The 16,357-nt window shown below is 64.6% G+C and carries 14 protein-coding genes; 13 read left to right on the forward strand and 1 reads right to left on the reverse strand.

All coding sequences use genetic code 11. The features are described from left to right. The first annotated feature begins 140 nt into the window (after positions 1 to 140). The 5 genes from nagZ to BDD21_RS27930 all read left to right on the forward strand — a co-directional run bounded on the left by nagZ (position 141) and on the right by BDD21_RS27930 (position 4,683). The gene (gene nagZ, locus BDD21_RS17625; protein ID WP_120798260.1) at positions 141 to 1,217 is read left to right on the forward strand and encodes a beta-N-acetylhexosaminidase; all 1,077 of its coding nucleotides are present in this window, start codon (positions 141 to 143) and stop codon (positions 1,215 to 1,217) included. Then, positions 1,214 to 1,765: a hypoxanthine-guanine phosphoribosyltransferase gene (locus BDD21_RS17630; RefSeq protein ID WP_120798261.1), complete on the forward strand. Its 552-nt coding sequence runs from the start codon at positions 1,214 to 1,216 to the stop codon at positions 1,763 to 1,765. Before nagZ ends, BDD21_RS17630 begins: the two co-directional genes overlap by 4 nt. Before the next feature lie 402 nt (positions 1,766 to 2,167). Then, a complete protein-coding gene (locus BDD21_RS17635; protein WP_120798262.1) occupies positions 2,168 to 2,644 on the forward strand; it encodes a hemerythrin domain-containing protein in 477 nt (158 codons plus the stop codon). Positions 2,645 to 2,770: 126 nt separating this feature from the next. Then, the gene (locus tag BDD21_RS17640) at positions 2,771 to 3,511 is read left to right on the forward strand and encodes an S-methyl-5'-thioinosine phosphorylase (protein ID WP_120798263.1); all 741 of its coding nucleotides are present in this window, start codon (positions 2,771 to 2,773) and stop codon (positions 3,509 to 3,511) included. Positions 3,512 to 3,651: 140 nt separating this feature from the next. Next, positions 3,652 to 4,683: a hypothetical protein gene (locus BDD21_RS27930; protein ID WP_170164798.1), complete on the forward strand. Its 1,032-nt coding sequence runs from the start codon at positions 3,652 to 3,654 to the stop codon at positions 4,681 to 4,683. Between the two features lie 230 nt (positions 4,684 to 4,913). Here the strand turns inward: BDD21_RS27930 and BDD21_RS17650 are convergent, their stop codons facing one another. Then, complete coding sequence (locus BDD21_RS17650) at positions 4,914 to 5,462, reverse strand: SprT family zinc-dependent metalloprotease (protein ID WP_120798264.1); 549 nt, start codon at positions 5,460 to 5,462, stop codon at positions 4,914 to 4,916. Positions 5,463 to 5,835: 373 nt separating this feature from the next. Here BDD21_RS17650 and rimP point away from each other — a divergent pair, with 373 nt between their 5' ends. The 8 genes from rimP (at position 5,836) to BDD21_RS17690 (ending at position 15,939) form a co-directional block, all read left to right on the forward strand. Continuing rightward, positions 5,836 to 6,294: a ribosome maturation factor RimP gene (gene rimP / locus BDD21_RS17655; RefSeq protein WP_120798265.1), complete on the forward strand. Its 459-nt coding sequence runs from the start codon at positions 5,836 to 5,838 to the stop codon at positions 6,292 to 6,294. 129 nt (positions 6,295 to 6,423) lie between these two features. After that, on the forward strand, positions 6,424 to 7,926 hold the full coding sequence (gene nusA / locus BDD21_RS17660; protein ID WP_120798266.1) for a transcription termination factor NusA: 1,503 nt from the start codon (positions 6,424 to 6,426) through the stop codon (positions 7,924 to 7,926). Between the two features lie 18 nt (positions 7,927 to 7,944). Further along, positions 7,945 to 10,698, forward strand: coding sequence for a translation initiation factor IF-2 (infB, locus tag BDD21_RS17665; protein ID WP_120798267.1), 2,754 nt, complete (start codon positions 7,945 to 7,947; stop codon positions 10,696 to 10,698). Between the two features lie 4 nt (positions 10,699 to 10,702). After that, positions 10,703 to 11,113 carry a 30S ribosome-binding factor RbfA gene (rbfA, locus tag BDD21_RS17670; protein WP_120798268.1) on the forward strand — a complete coding sequence of 137 codons (411 nt, stop codon included), beginning with the start codon at positions 10,703 to 10,705 and terminating at the stop codon, positions 11,111 to 11,113. Further along, positions 11,097 to 12,014, forward strand: coding sequence for a tRNA pseudouridine(55) synthase TruB (gene truB / locus BDD21_RS17675; protein WP_120798269.1), 918 nt, complete (start codon positions 11,097 to 11,099; stop codon positions 12,012 to 12,014). The genes rbfA and truB overlap by 17 nt, the downstream gene beginning before the upstream one ends. A 194-nt stretch (positions 12,015 to 12,208) precedes the next feature. Next, on the forward strand, positions 12,209 to 12,478 hold the full coding sequence (gene rpsO, locus BDD21_RS17680) for a 30S ribosomal protein S15 (protein ID WP_120798270.1): 270 nt from the start codon (positions 12,209 to 12,211) through the stop codon (positions 12,476 to 12,478). 182 nt (positions 12,479 to 12,660) lie between these two features. Beyond that, complete coding sequence (gene pnp, locus BDD21_RS17685; RefSeq protein WP_120798271.1) at positions 12,661 to 14,760, forward strand: polyribonucleotide nucleotidyltransferase; 2,100 nt, start codon at positions 12,661 to 12,663, stop codon at positions 14,758 to 14,760. Between the two features lie 405 nt (positions 14,761 to 15,165). Beyond that, positions 15,166 to 15,939: a competence/damage-inducible protein A gene (locus tag BDD21_RS17690; protein ID WP_120798272.1), complete on the forward strand. Its 774-nt coding sequence runs from the start codon at positions 15,166 to 15,168 to the stop codon at positions 15,937 to 15,939. Positions 15,940 to 16,357 lie beyond the last annotated feature (418 nt).

Below are 16,357 nucleotides of genomic sequence, written 5' to 3' on the forward strand. Positions count from 1 at the left end.
TGTTACAACAGCGGCCGTAGACGGATGCGAAGTCAGCGGTGGTGCCTATGAAGCGAGCAAGAGCGGGCCGGTGGATGCGATGTCGGGGCGAGGGTTTCAGGCCGGGGAATGGGCTCGGTCGGGAGGCGGGGGGCTAGCCGATGTCATTGGGTTCCGTCATGCTCGATGTCGCGGGAACGGTGCTCGACGCCGAGGATCGCGAGGTTTTGCGCCATCCCGCCGTGGGCGGGGTCATCCTCTTCGCGCGCAACTTCGTCTCGCCCGAACAGCTCGCCGAGCTGACCGCCGAGATCCACGCGCTGCGCGAGCCGCATCTCTTGATCGGGGTCGACCAAGAAGGCGGGAGGGTACAGCGCTTCCGCGAGGGTTTTACGCGGCTGCCCCCCGCGGGCCGTTTTGCCGATCTCTACGGTCGACATCCAAGAGACGCCCGCGCCAGTTGTGGATCCGTGGCCTGGCTCATGGCCGCGGAGCTGCGCTCGGTCGGCGTGGATTTCAGTTTCGCTCCCGTGCTCGATCTGAACCGGGGACTCAATCCCGTGGTCGGCGATCGCGCCTTCGGAAATCGTGCGCGTGTGGTCGGCGACCTCGCGCTCGCCTGGCTCGACGGCGTGCGCCGCGCCGGCATGGCCGGAGTGGGCAAGCATTTTCCCGGACATGGCGGGGTGAGCGTGGACTCGCACCTTGAGCTGCCCATCGATCCGAGGCCCTACACCGACCTCTTGATGGAGGATCTCATCCCGTTCGAGCGCCTCATCGCGCACGCCCTGGAAGGGATCATGCCGGCCCATGTTCGGTACCCTCTCGTCGACGACCGCCCGGCCGGATTCTCGCCGGTCTGGTTGCGCGACATCCTGCGCGGTCGGCTTGGTTTCCAAGGAGTGATCTTCAGCGACGACCTCAGCATGGGTGCCGCGGCATCCGAGGGCGGTCCGGTCGCGCGTGCCCGAGCCGCTTCGGATGCCGGTTGCGATATGCTGCTGGTTTGCAACAATCGTCCGGCGGCGCTCGCGGTTCTCGATGCGTTCGTCGATCACCACGACCCCGCGGCCGAGCTGCGTCTGCTCAGGATGCACGGCCGCGGTCAGCATGAGCGAGCACGCCTGCACGAGCAGCCCGAGTGGCAGCGCGGCGTGCAGTGCGTGGCGCTTCTCGAGGGGCTCGAAACGCTCGATCTGGGCCTCCTCGATCCGACCGACCCGGAGGCAACCCGATGAAGCTCGACCCGAAAAACTACGATGCCGTCGCTGCGCGCGCGACACAACTAGTCACGCCCGAGGAGATCGACGCGGCCCTCGACCGAATGGCCGTGTCGATCACCGAGCGTCTCGCCGGCAAGGATCCGCTGGTGCTGTGCGTCATGACGGGAGCGGTCTTTGTTGCCGGCCTCCTGCTTCCGCGGCTGCAGTTTCAACTGCGGGTCGACTATATCCACGCCAGTCGCTACCAGGGCCGGACCAGCGGCGGGGAGATCGTTTGGCGCTACCGTCCGTCGGATGCCATCCGCGGCGAGCATGTCTTGGTGCTCGACGACATCCTCGACGAGGGCATCACGCTGCGCCAAATCGTCGATGCCTGCCATGAGGACGGGGCTGAGAGCGTCCACACGGCGGTGCTGGTCTCAAAGGAGCGCGAGCACGCGTGCGAGGCCGATGTTGTCGGCGTGCAGGTCGAGGACCGGTATCTCTACGGATACGGGCTCGACTACAAGAGCTACTTCAGAAACGCTGCCGGGATCTACGCGGTGGCCGATGAAGACGTCTAAACGGCGCCCGGTGCGGTATGCGTTGTTTGTTGGAGTGGCTTGGCCGCACCGGCTCCGACGACCGTCGGAGCCGATGCGATTTAAGGTATTGAAAAATATTAAATTTTAAACCGCGTCTCACCGAGTGTCGATGACACTCCGAAGGCAAACGCAACATGAAAATAACGCATGTCGCTCTAGGCGCGGTTTAGGCGCGAAGGCTTTATGGGTATTTGTTGAAACGGGAATATAAGTACCCGCTTTTTGACACCTTTTCCGCTTTGGTATACATCCTGATCCGAGCGTTGCTTCAGCATGAACGGTCTTCCCGAGAGCGGCGGTGTCGTCGCCCTGCGGGACGCGTGAGCTCGGGGCTGCGGGGACGCGACGACCGCACAACCCATAACAATCGGAGGATGGTGTATGCCGACCCTGGAAGACTACCGCCACACCCACGGCGAGCTGCGTCAAATGATCGAGGATCTCAGATCGCTGCTCACGCCCGAGCAGCTGCGCATTCGCCCCAATGCCAAAACCGCTTACGAGTTGTTGTGCGATCTGGGTACAAAGGTTCGCAGTCATCTCGCCGATGAGGATCGCAGTCTCTACCCGAGCCTTCTCATCCACGAAGATCCCAAGGTCAAGTCGATCGCTTGGGGCTTCATCAGCGGCGAGAAGCCATTGCGCAAAACCTTCGACGACTACCACAAGCACTGGCTGAAAAACTGCGATTTCAATTTCACGGACGATTTTCTTGCCGAAACGCACGAGATCTTCGACATGGTCGACAAGCGCATCGATCGCGAAGAGCAGGTCCTGTTTCCGAAGCTGATCGAGATCGGCATCTTTACCGATCGGCCCGCAAAGCGCGGCGCGAGCTCGTTCAACCCATCGGCCTGAGAAACGCTCGTCGGATCGCTCGACGAGACGATATCGGCGCCGTAAGGCGCCTTTTTTTGGCTTCCACGCCGCCCTCCGCTAGACTGCGCAGCCCATTTCGAGTCACTTGCCGGACGTGGTCAACGCATGAGTCTTCTCGCCATCATCGGTGGATCTGGTTTTTCGGACTTTCCGGCCTTGGAGGTCGAGGCATCGCGCCGCGTCGAAACCCCCTTCGGCGAGACCTCGGCGCCGGTGGCGATCGGGCGCCTGGACGGTGCGCAGATCCTGTTCCTCCCGCGCCACGGTGCCGGCCACCGCCTGCCGCCTCACCGCATCAACTACCGGGCCAACCTGTGGGCGCTGCGCGCCTTGGGCGCCGAGCGTGTCGTCGCACTGGCGGCGGTCGGCGGGATCGGCGCGCGCTTCTCCCCGCTCGCGCTGGCGGTTCCGCACGATCTCGTCGACTACACCTACGGACGTGAGCACAGCATCTACGACGGGGAGCAGGACGGGCTGGATCATGTCGACATGACCTCGCCGTATTGCGAGGCGCTGCGCAGGGTGTTGATCCGTGCCTGCGCCGAATCCGGCCATCCGGCGATCGAGGAGGGTGTCTACGCCGCGACCCAGGGGCCGCGGCTCGAAACGACGGCGGAGATCGCCCGACTCGAGCGCGACGGCTGCGACCTGGTCGGGATGACCGGCATGCCGGAGGCCGGGATCGCGCGCGAGCTGGGGCTGTGCTATGCGAGCCTGGCGTTCGTCGTGAACTGGGCAGCGGGAAAAGGCGAGGGCGTCATCACGATGGCCGAGATCGAGTCACATCTGCGCGAGTGTGTCGGGCGTGTACGCGCGGTGCTCGGGATCGTCGCGACCTCGGGTTGATCCGCCCCTGGATGCTGGACCGGGCGCATCCGCGAGGCATGTCGATGCGCAAGAGGCGGGAGCGCAAGGTGTTTAAGTACATCAGGAAACTCTGATATCATTGTCGTCCCTTCCCCTTATCTCTCTCAGGAGAATCCGAAATGGCCACCGAGGATACTGCTCCCAAACGCTCAGGTCTTGGTTGGATCCCGAAGCTCTCGCTTTGGGCGGTCGTGATCGCCTTCGGCTACTTGTATCTGAGTTCGGTCGACCCGGACACCACCGGCGATGCAACACAGGCGGCGGTGGCCGGCGAGAGCGGCGTCGAAGCCGACGGGTTCCAGAAGATCGTCGACAAGCTCGGCGAGCTGACCGCCTCGGCCGAAACCGTGTTCGCCGATGTGACCGCCGCGGGCGCCAACGGCTTCAATAAGGTCGTCGATACGGTCAAGGATCTGACCGGCTTGGCGGAGACGGAAACAGCCGAGACGCTCGCCTCCGACGCGGCGCCGACCGAGGTCGCGAAGGCCGAGCCGATCGCTGCCGCGCCGGCGATCGTCGAGGCGAGCCCCGCCGTGCAGGAGCCCGCCGCCAAGCCCGCGCCCATGCAGGTCGCGGAAGACCGTCCGGTCGCCTCCGCGTTCAACCGCCATTCCGCCCCTTTGCCGGCGACCGCTTCAGCTCGCACAACGAGTCCGGAACCGGTCTCCGAGGTCGCGCTCGAAGGAACCGCTCCCGCCGTGGCGACCAGCGTTGCGCCGCCGATGAAGGACGCCGAGGCAGCCGTCTTTGCCGAGTCCCTGATGGGAGGCGAGTCACCCGCCGAGCCGGCGCCCGTGTCGGCCGAGGTCGCCGGGTCGGTGCCCGCTCCGATCCCGCAGGATTTCGCGCCGGTCCCGGTGGTACCCCGGCCCTTCGCACCGATCCAGAGTGCGCCTGCGCCGACGATGGCTGCGCCCGGTGCTCCCGCGTTCGATCGCCGTCAGGAGAGTGCCGATCAGTATCGGGCGCGGATGATGGCCGAGTATGAAAACATGCGGCGTGCCGCCGACCAGCGTGCTCGCGAATACTGGGAGCGGATGCAAGTCCCCGGCCCGATGCAGGTGCCCGGCCCGATGGCCGCGCCCATGGGATATCCGGCATACGGTCCGGGTTACGCTCCCGCATACGGCGCACCGGCCTACCCGCGCTAAACCGCGCCCGGTGCGATATGTGTAGTGTGTAGGATTGGCTTGGCCGCGCCGGCTCCGACGACTGTCGGAGCCGGCGCGGTTTAAAGTATGAAAACACAATAAAGTTTAAACCGCGTCGCGCCGAGATCGAGGATATCTCCAAAGCCAAACGCAAAGTGATCCGCACACTCGTCCAGACGCAGCAGTCTGACGCACGCGGTGTCGCTCCGCGATCGCTCGCGGGCGGCCGTTCAGCATTGCGGCTCGGTCTCGTGACGTAAGGGCTGCCGGCAGCGGCGACACAGATAGACGGTCCCTTGTCGGCAGATTCGGTTGTGGCGAATGCTGCTGATCTCGTGTGTTCCGCAGCCGCAGCGATAAAGGAACCGCTGCAGGGATCGCGTGCGCAGCCTCGACACGTCGTACCGATGGCAGCGCGACGGCTCGACGCCGAAATGACGCATGACGGCTTGCCACTCGGCGCCGTGCGGCCGGATGCGCCCGCCGTGCTTGGCGAAGGCCACGACATGCGCGACCTCGTGCGGCACGGTTTCGGCGATGAACTGCGTCGGGTGCAGACTCAAAAGCACCGCGTTGTATCGGATGAGTGCGAACGACCCGCTTCGGATCCGCGCCTGCCCCGCAGCGGTTCCGCGAAGGTCGAATCGGATCTCGACCTGAGGCATGGCGAGGTTCAGCCAAGCTGCCGCCTCGCGCAGCAGCGCGCCGGTACGTGCTTTGGCGTGCTCGGGCGGAGAAAGGACCGTCCCGGTCTCGCCTGTGATCGTTTCGCGTGTCATCGGAACCTCAAGCCTCAACGACCTTGCGGATCAAGGTCGAACCGGATACACTCCAAGGGCTTCGTAGATGAAGTCTACTACGAGCACCTTGAAGGTCGGCGTTTCTCAAGAACCCCTTCGATGGGGTTTTTTATCTCGGGCCTTTCAGCGCTGCCGAGCTTCAAGTCGGCGGTCTCCCTCGTAAGGTGGTCCGCCGGGTGTCACCTGTCCAGCGTCTCGCGTGTGCGGTCGGTTCTCATGATCCGGGATCGGATCGGTGCAGCGCCTGACCCCGGCGGGGCTGTCGTCTCGGTTCATCCGATCGTGTCGGGCAGGGGCGAACTCTTTAAGTCGTTGGGCCAATGGCCCAATTTTTGTTTCTGAAGGGCGTGCGATGGAGTCTGCGGACAGTCGTCTCAACCTGTTGGCCCGCGAGGTTGTCGAGCCTCTGGGCTATGAGCTCGTCGGTGTCGAGCTGTTTCAGCGCGGTGCGAGCGGCGCCACGCTGCGCGTCTACATCGACCGGGAGGACGGCATCGGACTCGACGACTGTGCCGCCGTGAGCGACCAGTTGAGTGCAGTCCTGGATGTCGAAGACCCGCTCCAAGGGCGCTACGACCTCGAGGTCTCATCCCCGGGGCTGGATCGGCCGCTCGTCTTTCCCGAGCACTTTCGGCGTTTCGAAGGTTCGCGCGCCAAGGTTCGATTGAGCGAGAAGCTCGAAGGGCGGCGCAGTCTGGAAGGGGTTCTCCGTGGATGCGAAGACGGCGTCGTGAGCCTCGAGGCGGACGGTCGTCTCTGGGCGATCCCCGTGAATCGGATCGAGATTGCCCGGCTCGTTCCCGTCTTTTGATGTTTTGACGCGCCGGGCTTGGCGTCGTACCGGACCAACATAGCCGCATTCGGTCAAGTCGCACGTCGGTTGTCGGTGGCATCGCCCGACCCTGTTGCGAGCCGGATCTATTGAGTCGGATGAGGTGGAATGAGTAAAGAGATCTTATTGGTCGTGGAGGCCGTCTCGAACGAGAAGGACGTCCCCGAAGGCGTCATCTTCGAGGCCATCGAGGCCGCGCTGGCGTCGGCCACCCGCAAGAAACACGGCGGGGAGATCGATGTGCGCGTGGCGATCGACCGCAAGACCGGCGACTATCGCTCCTTCCGGCGCTGGGAGATCGTGCCCGATCCCGAGCTGGGTGTTCTGGATGCCCCGTCGCGACAGATCACCGAGTCCGCGGCACAGATTCTCGAGCCCGAGCTCGGCCTCGGCGATTTCATCGAGGAAGAGATCGACTCGGAGCTGTTCGGGCGGATCGCGGCCCAGACCGCAAAGCAGGTCATCGTGCAGAAGGTCCGCGAGGCCGAGCGTGCGAAGATCGTCGAGGCGTTCGGCGAGCGCAAAGGTCAATTGGTGACCGGCATCGTGAAGAAGGCCGAGCGCGGTACCATTATGGTTGATCTCGGCAGCAACGCCGAGGCCCTGGTGCCGCGCGATCATGTGATTCCTCGCGAGTCGGTGCGCCCCGGTGATCGACTGCGCGGCTATCTCTACGATGTCCGCTCCGAGCCGAAGGGTCCGCAGCTGTTCGTCAGCCGCACCGCCCCGGAGCTGCTCATCGAGCTGTTCAAGCTCGAGGTGCCCGAGGTCGGAGAGGGGCTGATTCAGATCCTGGGTGCGGCACGCGATCCGGGCTCCCGTGCCAAGATCGCGGTGCGGACCACCGACCCGCGCATCGACCCTGTCGGTGCCTGTGTCGGGATGCGCGGCTCGCGCGTTCAAGCCGTCTCCAACGAGCTCAACGGCGAGCGTGTCGACATCATCCTCTGGGACGACAATCCCGCCCAGTACGTCATCAACGCCATGTCCCCGGCCGACGTCGTCTCGATCGTCATCGACGAAGAGGCGCGCAGCATGGACGTCGCCGTCAAGGAAGAAAACCTTGCGCAGGCGATCGGACGCAATGGTCAGAACGTGCGCCTTGCCAGTCAGTTGACCGGCTGGGAGCTCAACGTGATGAACGAGGAGGACGCGGCGGCCAAAGGCGAGCAAGAGGCCGTTCGCTCCGTCCAGAACTTCATGGAGCAGCTCGGGGTCGATGAGAATCTCGCGGCGATCCTGGTCGAAGAAGGTTTCAGCACGGTCGACGAGGTCGCCTACGTGCCCTTGGTCGAGATGCAGGCGATCGACGAGCTCGATGATGAAACGATCGAGCTGCTGCGCGAGCGCGCAAACGATGTGTTGTTGACGCGCGCGATCGCGACCGAGGAGGACGGGGCTCGGGATCCCGAGCAGGGTTTGCTCGATATGGACGGGATGGACGAGCCACTGGCCTATGCCCTTGCGGAACGCGGCGTGGCCACAGTCGAGGATCTCGCCGAGCAGTCGGTCGACGACCTGCTGGATATCGACGGGATGGACCGCGAGCGTGCGGCCCGCTTGATCATGAAGGCCCGCGAGCCCTGGTTTGCGGACGCCCCGCAGGAATAGAGGAATAAAGGTCAGTTCATGAGTGAAGTCACGGTCAAGCAACTCGCCTCTACGGTCGGCATCCCGGTTGAGCGTCTCCTGACACAGCTGAACGAGGCAGGCATCACCGCGGAAAACGCGGAAACCACCTTGACGGAGCAGGAGAAACTCCAGCTTCTCGGCTACCTGCGTCGCAGCCACGGAAAGGCCGAAGCCGACAGCGGTACGGCGCCCGGTCAAGTCACGCTTAAGCGCAAGTCGGTCAGCGAGCTGCGCCAACCCGCGGCGGCTCCACGGGGAAATGTCGGAAGTACGCGACCAACCCCCGCCGCTCGGGCTAAGACCGTGAGTGTCGAGGTTCGGCGCAAACGGACCTACATCAAGCGCGCCGACGAGCCCGTGCCCCCGCCGTCCGCGGCCAGCGCCCAGCAGCGGCCTGCCGTGGAGCGTGCGCGGCCCCAGCGCGAGCGCTCCTCGTCGGCGGCACCTGCGCATGACGGCGGGCGTCGCCGCATCGAACTCGAGGCGTTGCGTGCCGAGCAGGAGGCGCGCCGGCTCGCCGAGCAGGAGGATCAAGAGCGCCAAGCGCGCGAGCAGGACGAGAAGCGTCGGATCGAGGAGCAGGAGCGACGCGTTGCCGAGGCAGCGCGTGCGGCGGAAGAGGCGGCGCGTCTCGCTGCCGAGGAGGCGGAGCGCTCGGCCGCGAGTGCTGCGATCGAGATCGAGAGCGCGATCGAAGCCGACGAGGAAGAGCCCGTAGTGGCGGCCGTCGTGCGTCGCGCCGAGGCCGCGAAGCCGAAGAAAGCCCCCCCGAAGAAGCCTGCCGAACTCTCCGAGAAGGAGCGGTCGGTCAAGAAGGCTGGACGCAAAGACAGTTCGCGTAGCCGCGATGCTGCGGTGGTTCCGGGTGCCGATTACGAAGAGATCGACGCCAGCGGCGGTGCCGCCGGGCGCGGACTGCGTCGAAAGAAAAAGACGCTCAAGCCGCAGCTTCAGGACAAGCATATCTTCCAGAAACCGACCGCGCCGGTGATCCGCGAGGTCGAGATCCCCGAGTCCATCTCGGTCGGCGAGCTCGCCAGCCGCATGTCGGTCAAGGCTTCCGAGGTGATCCGCGAGCTCTTCAAACAGGGCGTCATGGTCACCATCAACCAAGCGCTCGATCGCGATACGGCGACCATCGTCGTCGAAGAGCTCGGCCACACGGCGGTCCGTGCCGACGAGCGCGACGCCGAAGGCGTGCTGATGGAAGAGGTCCAGGAGCAGGTCGAGCAGGCCGAGATGCTGCCGCGTCCGCCGGTCGTGACCATCATGGGTCACGTCGACCACGGCAAGACCTCGTTGCTCGACTATATCCGCCGCACCCGTGTCGCCTCCGGCGAGGCGGGCGGGATCACCCAGCACATCGGCGCCTACCACGTCGAGACGGCCAAGGGCACGGTCTCCTTCCTCGATACACCGGGCCATGCCGCCTTCTCGGCGATGCGGGCTCGCGGGGCCAAGGTCACGGACATCGTCATCCTGGTGGTGGCGGCCGACGACGGCGTCATGCCGCAGACGGTCGAGGCCATCCAGCACGCCCGTGCCTCCGGGGTTCCGATCATCGTCGCGATCAACAAGATCGACAAACCGGACGCCCATCCGGACAAGGTGATGCAGGAGCTGACCCAGCATCAGGTGGTCGCCGAGGAGTGGGGCGGCGACACCATGATGGTGCAGGTCTCGGCCAAGACCGGCGACGGCATCGACGATCTGCTCGACGGTATCCTGCTGCAGTCCGAGGTGCTCGAGCTGAAGGCCGCCGTCGACGGCCCCGCCCGCGGGACCATCGTCGAGTCCAGTCTCGACAAGGGACGCGGTCCGGTCGCGACCGTCCTGGTTCAATCCGGAACACTGCGGCGCGGCGACATCATCGTCAGCGGCGGGGAGTACGGTCGCGTGCGCGCCATGTTCGACGAGGCCGGCGCCCCGGTCGAGGCGGCCGGTCCGTCGATTCCGGTGCAGGTGCTGGGTCTTTCGGGCACGCCCTATGCCGGCGACGACGTCATGACGGTCGCCGACGAGCGTCGTGCTCGCGAGGTCGCGGAATTCCGCTCGGCGCGTTCGCGTCAGAGCCGTTTCGACGAACAGCGCGGTGTCAGCCTGGATCAGCTCTTCGCGCAGATCAAGGACGGCGAGCAAAAGAGCGTCAACCTCATCATCAAGGCCGATGTACAGGGCAGTCTCGAGGCACTCAAAGACAGCCTGCTGAAGCTCGGCAACGAAGAGGTCAAGGTCGCGCTGGTCGCGGTCGGCGTGGGCGGCATTACGGAATCCGACGCCAACCTGGCTGTGACGTCCAACGCCATCCTGCTCGGGTTCAACGTCCGCGCCGATGCCGCGGCACGGCGGGTGATCGAGGACAAGGGCCTCGACCTGCGCTACTACAGCATCATCTACGAGCTGATCGACGACGTGAAGAAGGCCATCTCGGGCCTGCTCAGTCCGATCGTCACGGAGGAGATCATCGGTCTGGCTCAGGTGCGCGATGTCTTCCGCTCCTCGAAGTTCGGCGCGGTTGCCGGCTGCATGGTCACCGAGGGTGCGATTCGTCGCAACAGCCCGATCCGCGTGCTGCGCAACAATGTCGTGGTCTACGAGGGGGCGCTCGAGTCGTTGCGCCGCTTCAAGGACGACGTGAACGAGGTGAAGAACGGCATCGAGTGCGGCATCGGCGTGAAGAACTACAACGATGTGCAGCCGGGCGACCAGATCGAGGTCTTCGAGCGGACAGAACGGGCCCGCGAGATCTGAGCGGATGAAGGAATTCGACCGTACCGAACGCATCGGCGCCGAGCTGAAGCGTGTCCTCTCCACGTTGGTGCGCGACGAGGTGAATGATCCGCGTCTGGCCAACATCACGGTCCACGAGGTGCGGGTGACGCGGGACTTGGCGCACGCCAAGGTCTTCTTCACCTGCTTCCCGACGGACGACGAAGCCGCCGAGCAGGCGCGTCTGCTCAACGGGAAGCTCGCCGGCTTCCTCCGCCACGGGCTCGCACAGCGCGTGCGTCTTCGGACCATCCCTCAGCTGCATTTCGTGTTCGACGAGTCGATCGGCAAAGGCGAGCGCCTTGCGGCGCTGATCGCGCAAGCGGTCGGGCAGTCCGACACATCCACGCATCAAGACGCCGATCAGGAGCCGCAGGTTGATGGGACGCCGTCGTAGTACAGGCCGGGATGTCACGGGCATCCTGCTGCTGGACAAACCGCTGGGTCTGTCGTCGAACGACGCCCTGCAGCGCGTGAAACGGTTCTACCGCGCCGCCAAGGCCGGCCATACCGGGAGCCTCGATCCTCTGGCGACCGGACTCCTGCCCTGCTGTCTGGGCGATGCGACCAAGTTCTCCGCCTATCTGCTGGATGCGGACAAGCGCTATCGGGTGCGCGTGCGCCTGGGCGTGACGACCACGACCGCGGATGCCGAGGGCGAGATCGTCGCCGACGTACCCGTCGTCGGGATCGACGAGGCGCGCGTGCGCGAGGTGCTGCTCGGCTTTCTCGGCACCATCTCGCAACTGCCGCCGATGCACTCGGCCGTGAAGCACCAGGGGCAACGGCTCTATAAGCTGGCGCGCCAGGGTTTGGAGGTCGAGCGGACCCCGCGCGAGATTCAGATCTTCGCGCTCGATCTGCTCTCGATGGATCTACCCGAGATCGAGCTGGACGTGCATTGCTCCAAGGGCACTTATGTGCGCACGCTCGCCGAAGATATCGGTCGCATGCTGGGCTGCGGCGCCCATGTCAGCGGACTACGCCGCACCGCCGTGGGGCCTTACGCGGAAACCGCCGGTCCCTTTGTCGGTCTGGACCAGGTCGAAGCGATGGCCGGCGAAGACGACATGGCCGGTCTGGATGCGCTGCTCCTGCCGCTCGACAGCGCCCTGGGTCACTGGCCGGCGGTGCGTCTCTCCGCCGACGCCGCGTTCTATCTGCGCCAAGGCCAGGCGGTCTTGATCCCGCAGGCGCCGACCGACGGACTGGTCCGACTCTATGATCCGTCGCAGATCTTCGTCGGTGTAGGCAGTATCCTCGACGACGGGCGCGTCCAGCCCAAGAGGCTGATTTAGAGATTCAAAACCGCACGCGATGAGGCCCGAGCAACCCGCGATGCCGCGGTGTGAAGGCGGTGTGCGGGATCCAAGGAAACGTTTCAAACCCACGGTCCGATCCCCTGATGTCATTGTCGGGGTGATCCATCCCTCTCCCGAATCGGAGACGGACCAGGACCTTTTTTCTCCATCACTGACCCGGGAGACCACCAATGACAATGACCGCAGCCGAGAAGAAACAGATTGTCGAAGACTACCGTCGTGCCGATGCCGACACGGGGTCTCCGGAGGTGCAGGTCGCGCTTTTGACCGCACGCATTCTGCAGCTCACCGATCATTTCAAGGAGCACAAGCACGATCATCACTCGCGCCGCGGTCTGGTGCGCATGGTCAATTCACGTCGCAAGCTGCTCGATTATCTCAAGCGCAAGGATGTCGACCGCTATCGCGAGCTGATTACGCGTCTCGGCCTGCGCCGCTGACACGCCTCCCGACTCGGCGATCGGGCGGTCGGGTTGCCCCCGATCCGCCCGCTCCCCGCGGAAGGGATGCCGCCGGCGGCACCGACGCACAGCCCTGTTGCCACAGCGCCTACAGGCGCGCCTAAGGTGCAGGGGCCCAAGGCCCGGCGCTACGACGGACCACATACCCCGAGGATCTACTTGTGATTCCCAAAGCTATCGTGAAGCAATTCAAGCTCGGCGACCAGACAGTGACGCTCGAGACCGGCGAGATCGCGCGCCAGGCCGACGGCGCCGTGCTCGTCAATGTCGACGATACGGTTGTTCTGGTCACGGTCGTTGTCGACAAGCGCCCCGGCGCGGTGCGCGACTTCCTGCCCTTGACCGTCGATTATCAAGAAAAGACCTATGCCGCCGGCCGGATCCCCGGCGGCTTCTTCCGTCGTGAAGGGCGTCCGAGCGAGGTCGAGGTTCTCACCTCGCGTCTGATCGATCGTCCGATCCGTCCCCTGTTCGCGAAAGGTTTCAGACAAGAGATCCAGGTGATCGCGACGGTCAAGTCGCTGAACCCTGCGGTCAATCCCGAGGTTCCCGCCATGCTCGGCGTCTCGGCCGCATTGGCGATCTCGGGCGTTCCGTTCAACGGACCGATCGGCGCCGTGCGCGTCGGCTACAAGAACGGCGAGTACATCCTCAATCCGGCGGTCGTCGGTGTGGGTCCGGATTCGGACCTCGACCTGATCGTTGCCGGGACCGAGAAGGCGGTCTTGATGGTCGAGTCCGAGGCGCGCGGTCTCACCGAGGAGGTGATGCTCGGTGCCGTGCTGTTCGGTCACGAGCAGATGAAGCCGGCCATTGCCGCAATCCGCGAGCTGGCTGCCGAAGCGGGCAAGCCCCCGATGGACTGGACGCCTCCCGTGCCCGATACCGCATTGGCCGAGGCCGTGGCGAGTGCCTGTGGCGAGCGTATCGCCGAGGGCTATCGCATCAAGGACAAGCAAGCGCGCTACGCCGCCCTGAACGCAGTCCGCGCGGCGGTGGTTGCCGAGCTTTGCGCCGGCGAGAGCCCCGCATGGAGCGAATCCCAGGTGATGGGTGCGATCGAGAAGTTCGAGAAGACCACCGTGCGCAGCTCGATCATCGCCGGCAACCCGCGTATCGACGGTCGCGACAACGTGACGGTGCGTCCCATCACGATTCGCACCGGTGTGCTGCCCCGCACGCACGGCTCGGCGCTCTTCACGCGCGGCGAGACCCAGGCCCTGGTCATCACCACCTTGGGCACCGAGCGCGATTCGCAGATCATCGATGCCCTGGAAGGCGAGCGGCGCGAGCACTTCATGCTCCACTACAACTTCCCGCCCTTCTGTGTCGGTGAGACCGGTCGGGTCGGCACGCCGAAGCGGCGCGAGGTCGGCCACGGCCGTTTGGCCAAGCGCGGCGTGCTCGCCGTCATGCCGAGCATCGAAGAGTTTCCCTATTCGGTGCGCGTGGTCTCGGAGATCACCGAGTCCAACGGCTCCAGCTCCATGGCCAGTGTCTGCGGCACCAGTCTGTCGTTGATGGATGCCGGCGTGCCGGTGAAGGCGCCGGTGGCCGGCGTGGCGATGGGTTTGATCAAGGAAGGCGATGCCTTTGCCGTGCTGACCGACATCATGGGCGACGAGGATCACCTCGGCGACATGGACTTCAAGGTGGCCGGAACGTCCGAGGGCATCAACGCCCTGCAGATGGACATCAAGATCGAGGGCATTACCGCCGAGATCATGGAAACGGCACTCGATCAGGCGAAGGCCGGCCGGCTGCACATCCTCGGCGAGATGAACAAGGTCATCGGTGCACATCGCTCCGAGATGTCCGAGCATGCCCCGCGCATCATCGAGCTGAAGATCCATCCCGAGAAGATCCGCGATGTCATCGGCAAGGGCGGCTCCGTCATCCGCGCCATCACGGAAGAGACCGGTGCCACCATCGACATCAACGACGACGGCGTGGTCAAGATCTTCTCGGTCGAGAAGGCCGCCGGCGAGGAGGCCAAGCGCCGCATCCGTCTGATCACGGCCGATGTCGAGGTCGGCAAGATCTACGAAGGCCGTGTCGCACGCCTGATGGATTTCGGCGCCTTCGTCACCATCCTGCCGGGACGCGACGGGCTTGTGCACATCTCCCAGATCTGCGAGGAGCGCGTGCAGAGTGTGAGCGACAAGCTCTCCGAGGGCGATCAGGTCCGGGTGAAGGTCCTCGAGGTCGACAAGCAAGGCCGCATCCGTTTGAGCATGAAGGCGATCGAGCCGGGCGAGTAATCCCCGGGTCTCGATGTGCATGAAAAAGGGGCTTATAGCCCCTTTTTTATGCCGAGCACATGGGTGTTTTTCGTGAGTTAAACCGCGCCAGCTCCGGCGGTCGTCGGAGCCGCCGCGGCCAAGCCAATCCAACAAACGACGCCTATCGCGTCGGGCGCGGTTTAATATGCCGATCGTTGCCCTGGGCGGACTGAAGTCCGCCTGCCCCGGGTGCCGGTTGAAACCGGCGAACCCGCGGGCCGGACCGCCGACGTCAGTCGCTCCCCCCCGGTCCGCCGACTTCAGTCGGCCCCCGGGTACGCCGACTTCAGTCGGCTCTTCGCTCGGCCGATCCTCAGCACCGGAAACACGCTGCGTCTGCCCGGTGGCTGAACGTCGTTCCTAATCAGTAAGGCCCATCACCTCATGTCAACGCACCAACACCGCCCGCCCACTGCCTTCGGTCTCATCGTGATCGGCGACGAGATCCTCAAGGGCTCCCGCGTCGATGCCCATCTGCGCGCCTTCAAGGAGATGGTCGGCGAGCGCGGCCATGAGCTGGCGTGGCACTGGCTGCTTCCGGACGACCCGGAGGTGTTGGTTGCCCATCTGCGCTTCTCGCTGGGGCGCCAGGATCCCGTATTCGTGTGCGGCGGCATCGGCGCGACACCGGACGATCACACCCGCGCCTGCGCCGCGACCGCGGTCGGTCTGGATCTGATGCGTCATCCCGAAGCCAAAGCCCTGCTCGAGGAGAAGTTCGGTGCCGAGGTCTACCCCAACCGCATCCTTATGGCGGATCTGCCTGCAGGGTGCGATCTGATTCCGAACCCGATCAACCGGATCCCGGGCTTTTCGCTGCGCGGGCACTGGTTTCTTCCGGGTTTCCCCCAAATGGCCTGGCCGATGGCGCAATGGGTGTTGGATCGCTTCTACGGCGTCTCGGACCTGGTGCAGGAGCGGGCCTTCGAGCTTTTCGATACCCCGGAAAGCAGCCTGATCCCCGTGATGCGCGATCTCGGCGACCGGTTCCCCGAGCTGAAGCTCTTCAGCCTGCCTCATCTCGGAGATGATGCCCACATTCGGTTGGGTTTTCGCGGGCGCAGCGGGATCGAAGCGGCGATGGACGCCCTGCGCGAACGCCTCGAGCGCGATGGGATTCCGTATCGCGAGGCTGCGCCGGATACCCTGCATCCGTGACGAAAAAAAACCGCCATCGCGGGTGTGTGGTGCGCCATGGCGGTCAATTGCTTGCTGCTGAATTCAAGCCTGAATGCGTGCCGGCCGAGGTAGGTTGGTCGGGAGACGATTCCAGGCTTGAACCTCTATCCTGCGCTTTACCCATCACGAAAACAGTAAAGATCTGTAAAGGACGCAAGAGCCGCCGCGCTCGGGGGCGCCTTCACGAATCTTTACTTGCCCCAAAGATCTTGAAGGAGGTTAATTTGGGGAAACTCGTGTCGGTTGAATCTCCCTGCCGACCGCGCCGGTTATACGGAACTTGATCCATTCAGTCTGGGATGGACCTTAGGGACAGGTTCCGAAGGGTCCTTATCAGCGGAGTCACCATGCATCCCACCGTCCTTGACGACGACACTCGTATCGAAGCTGGATCCGG

The organism is Thiocapsa rosea, assembly GCF_003634315.1.
Classification (GTDB): domain Bacteria; phylum Pseudomonadota; class Gammaproteobacteria; order Chromatiales; family Chromatiaceae; genus Thiocapsa; species Thiocapsa rosea.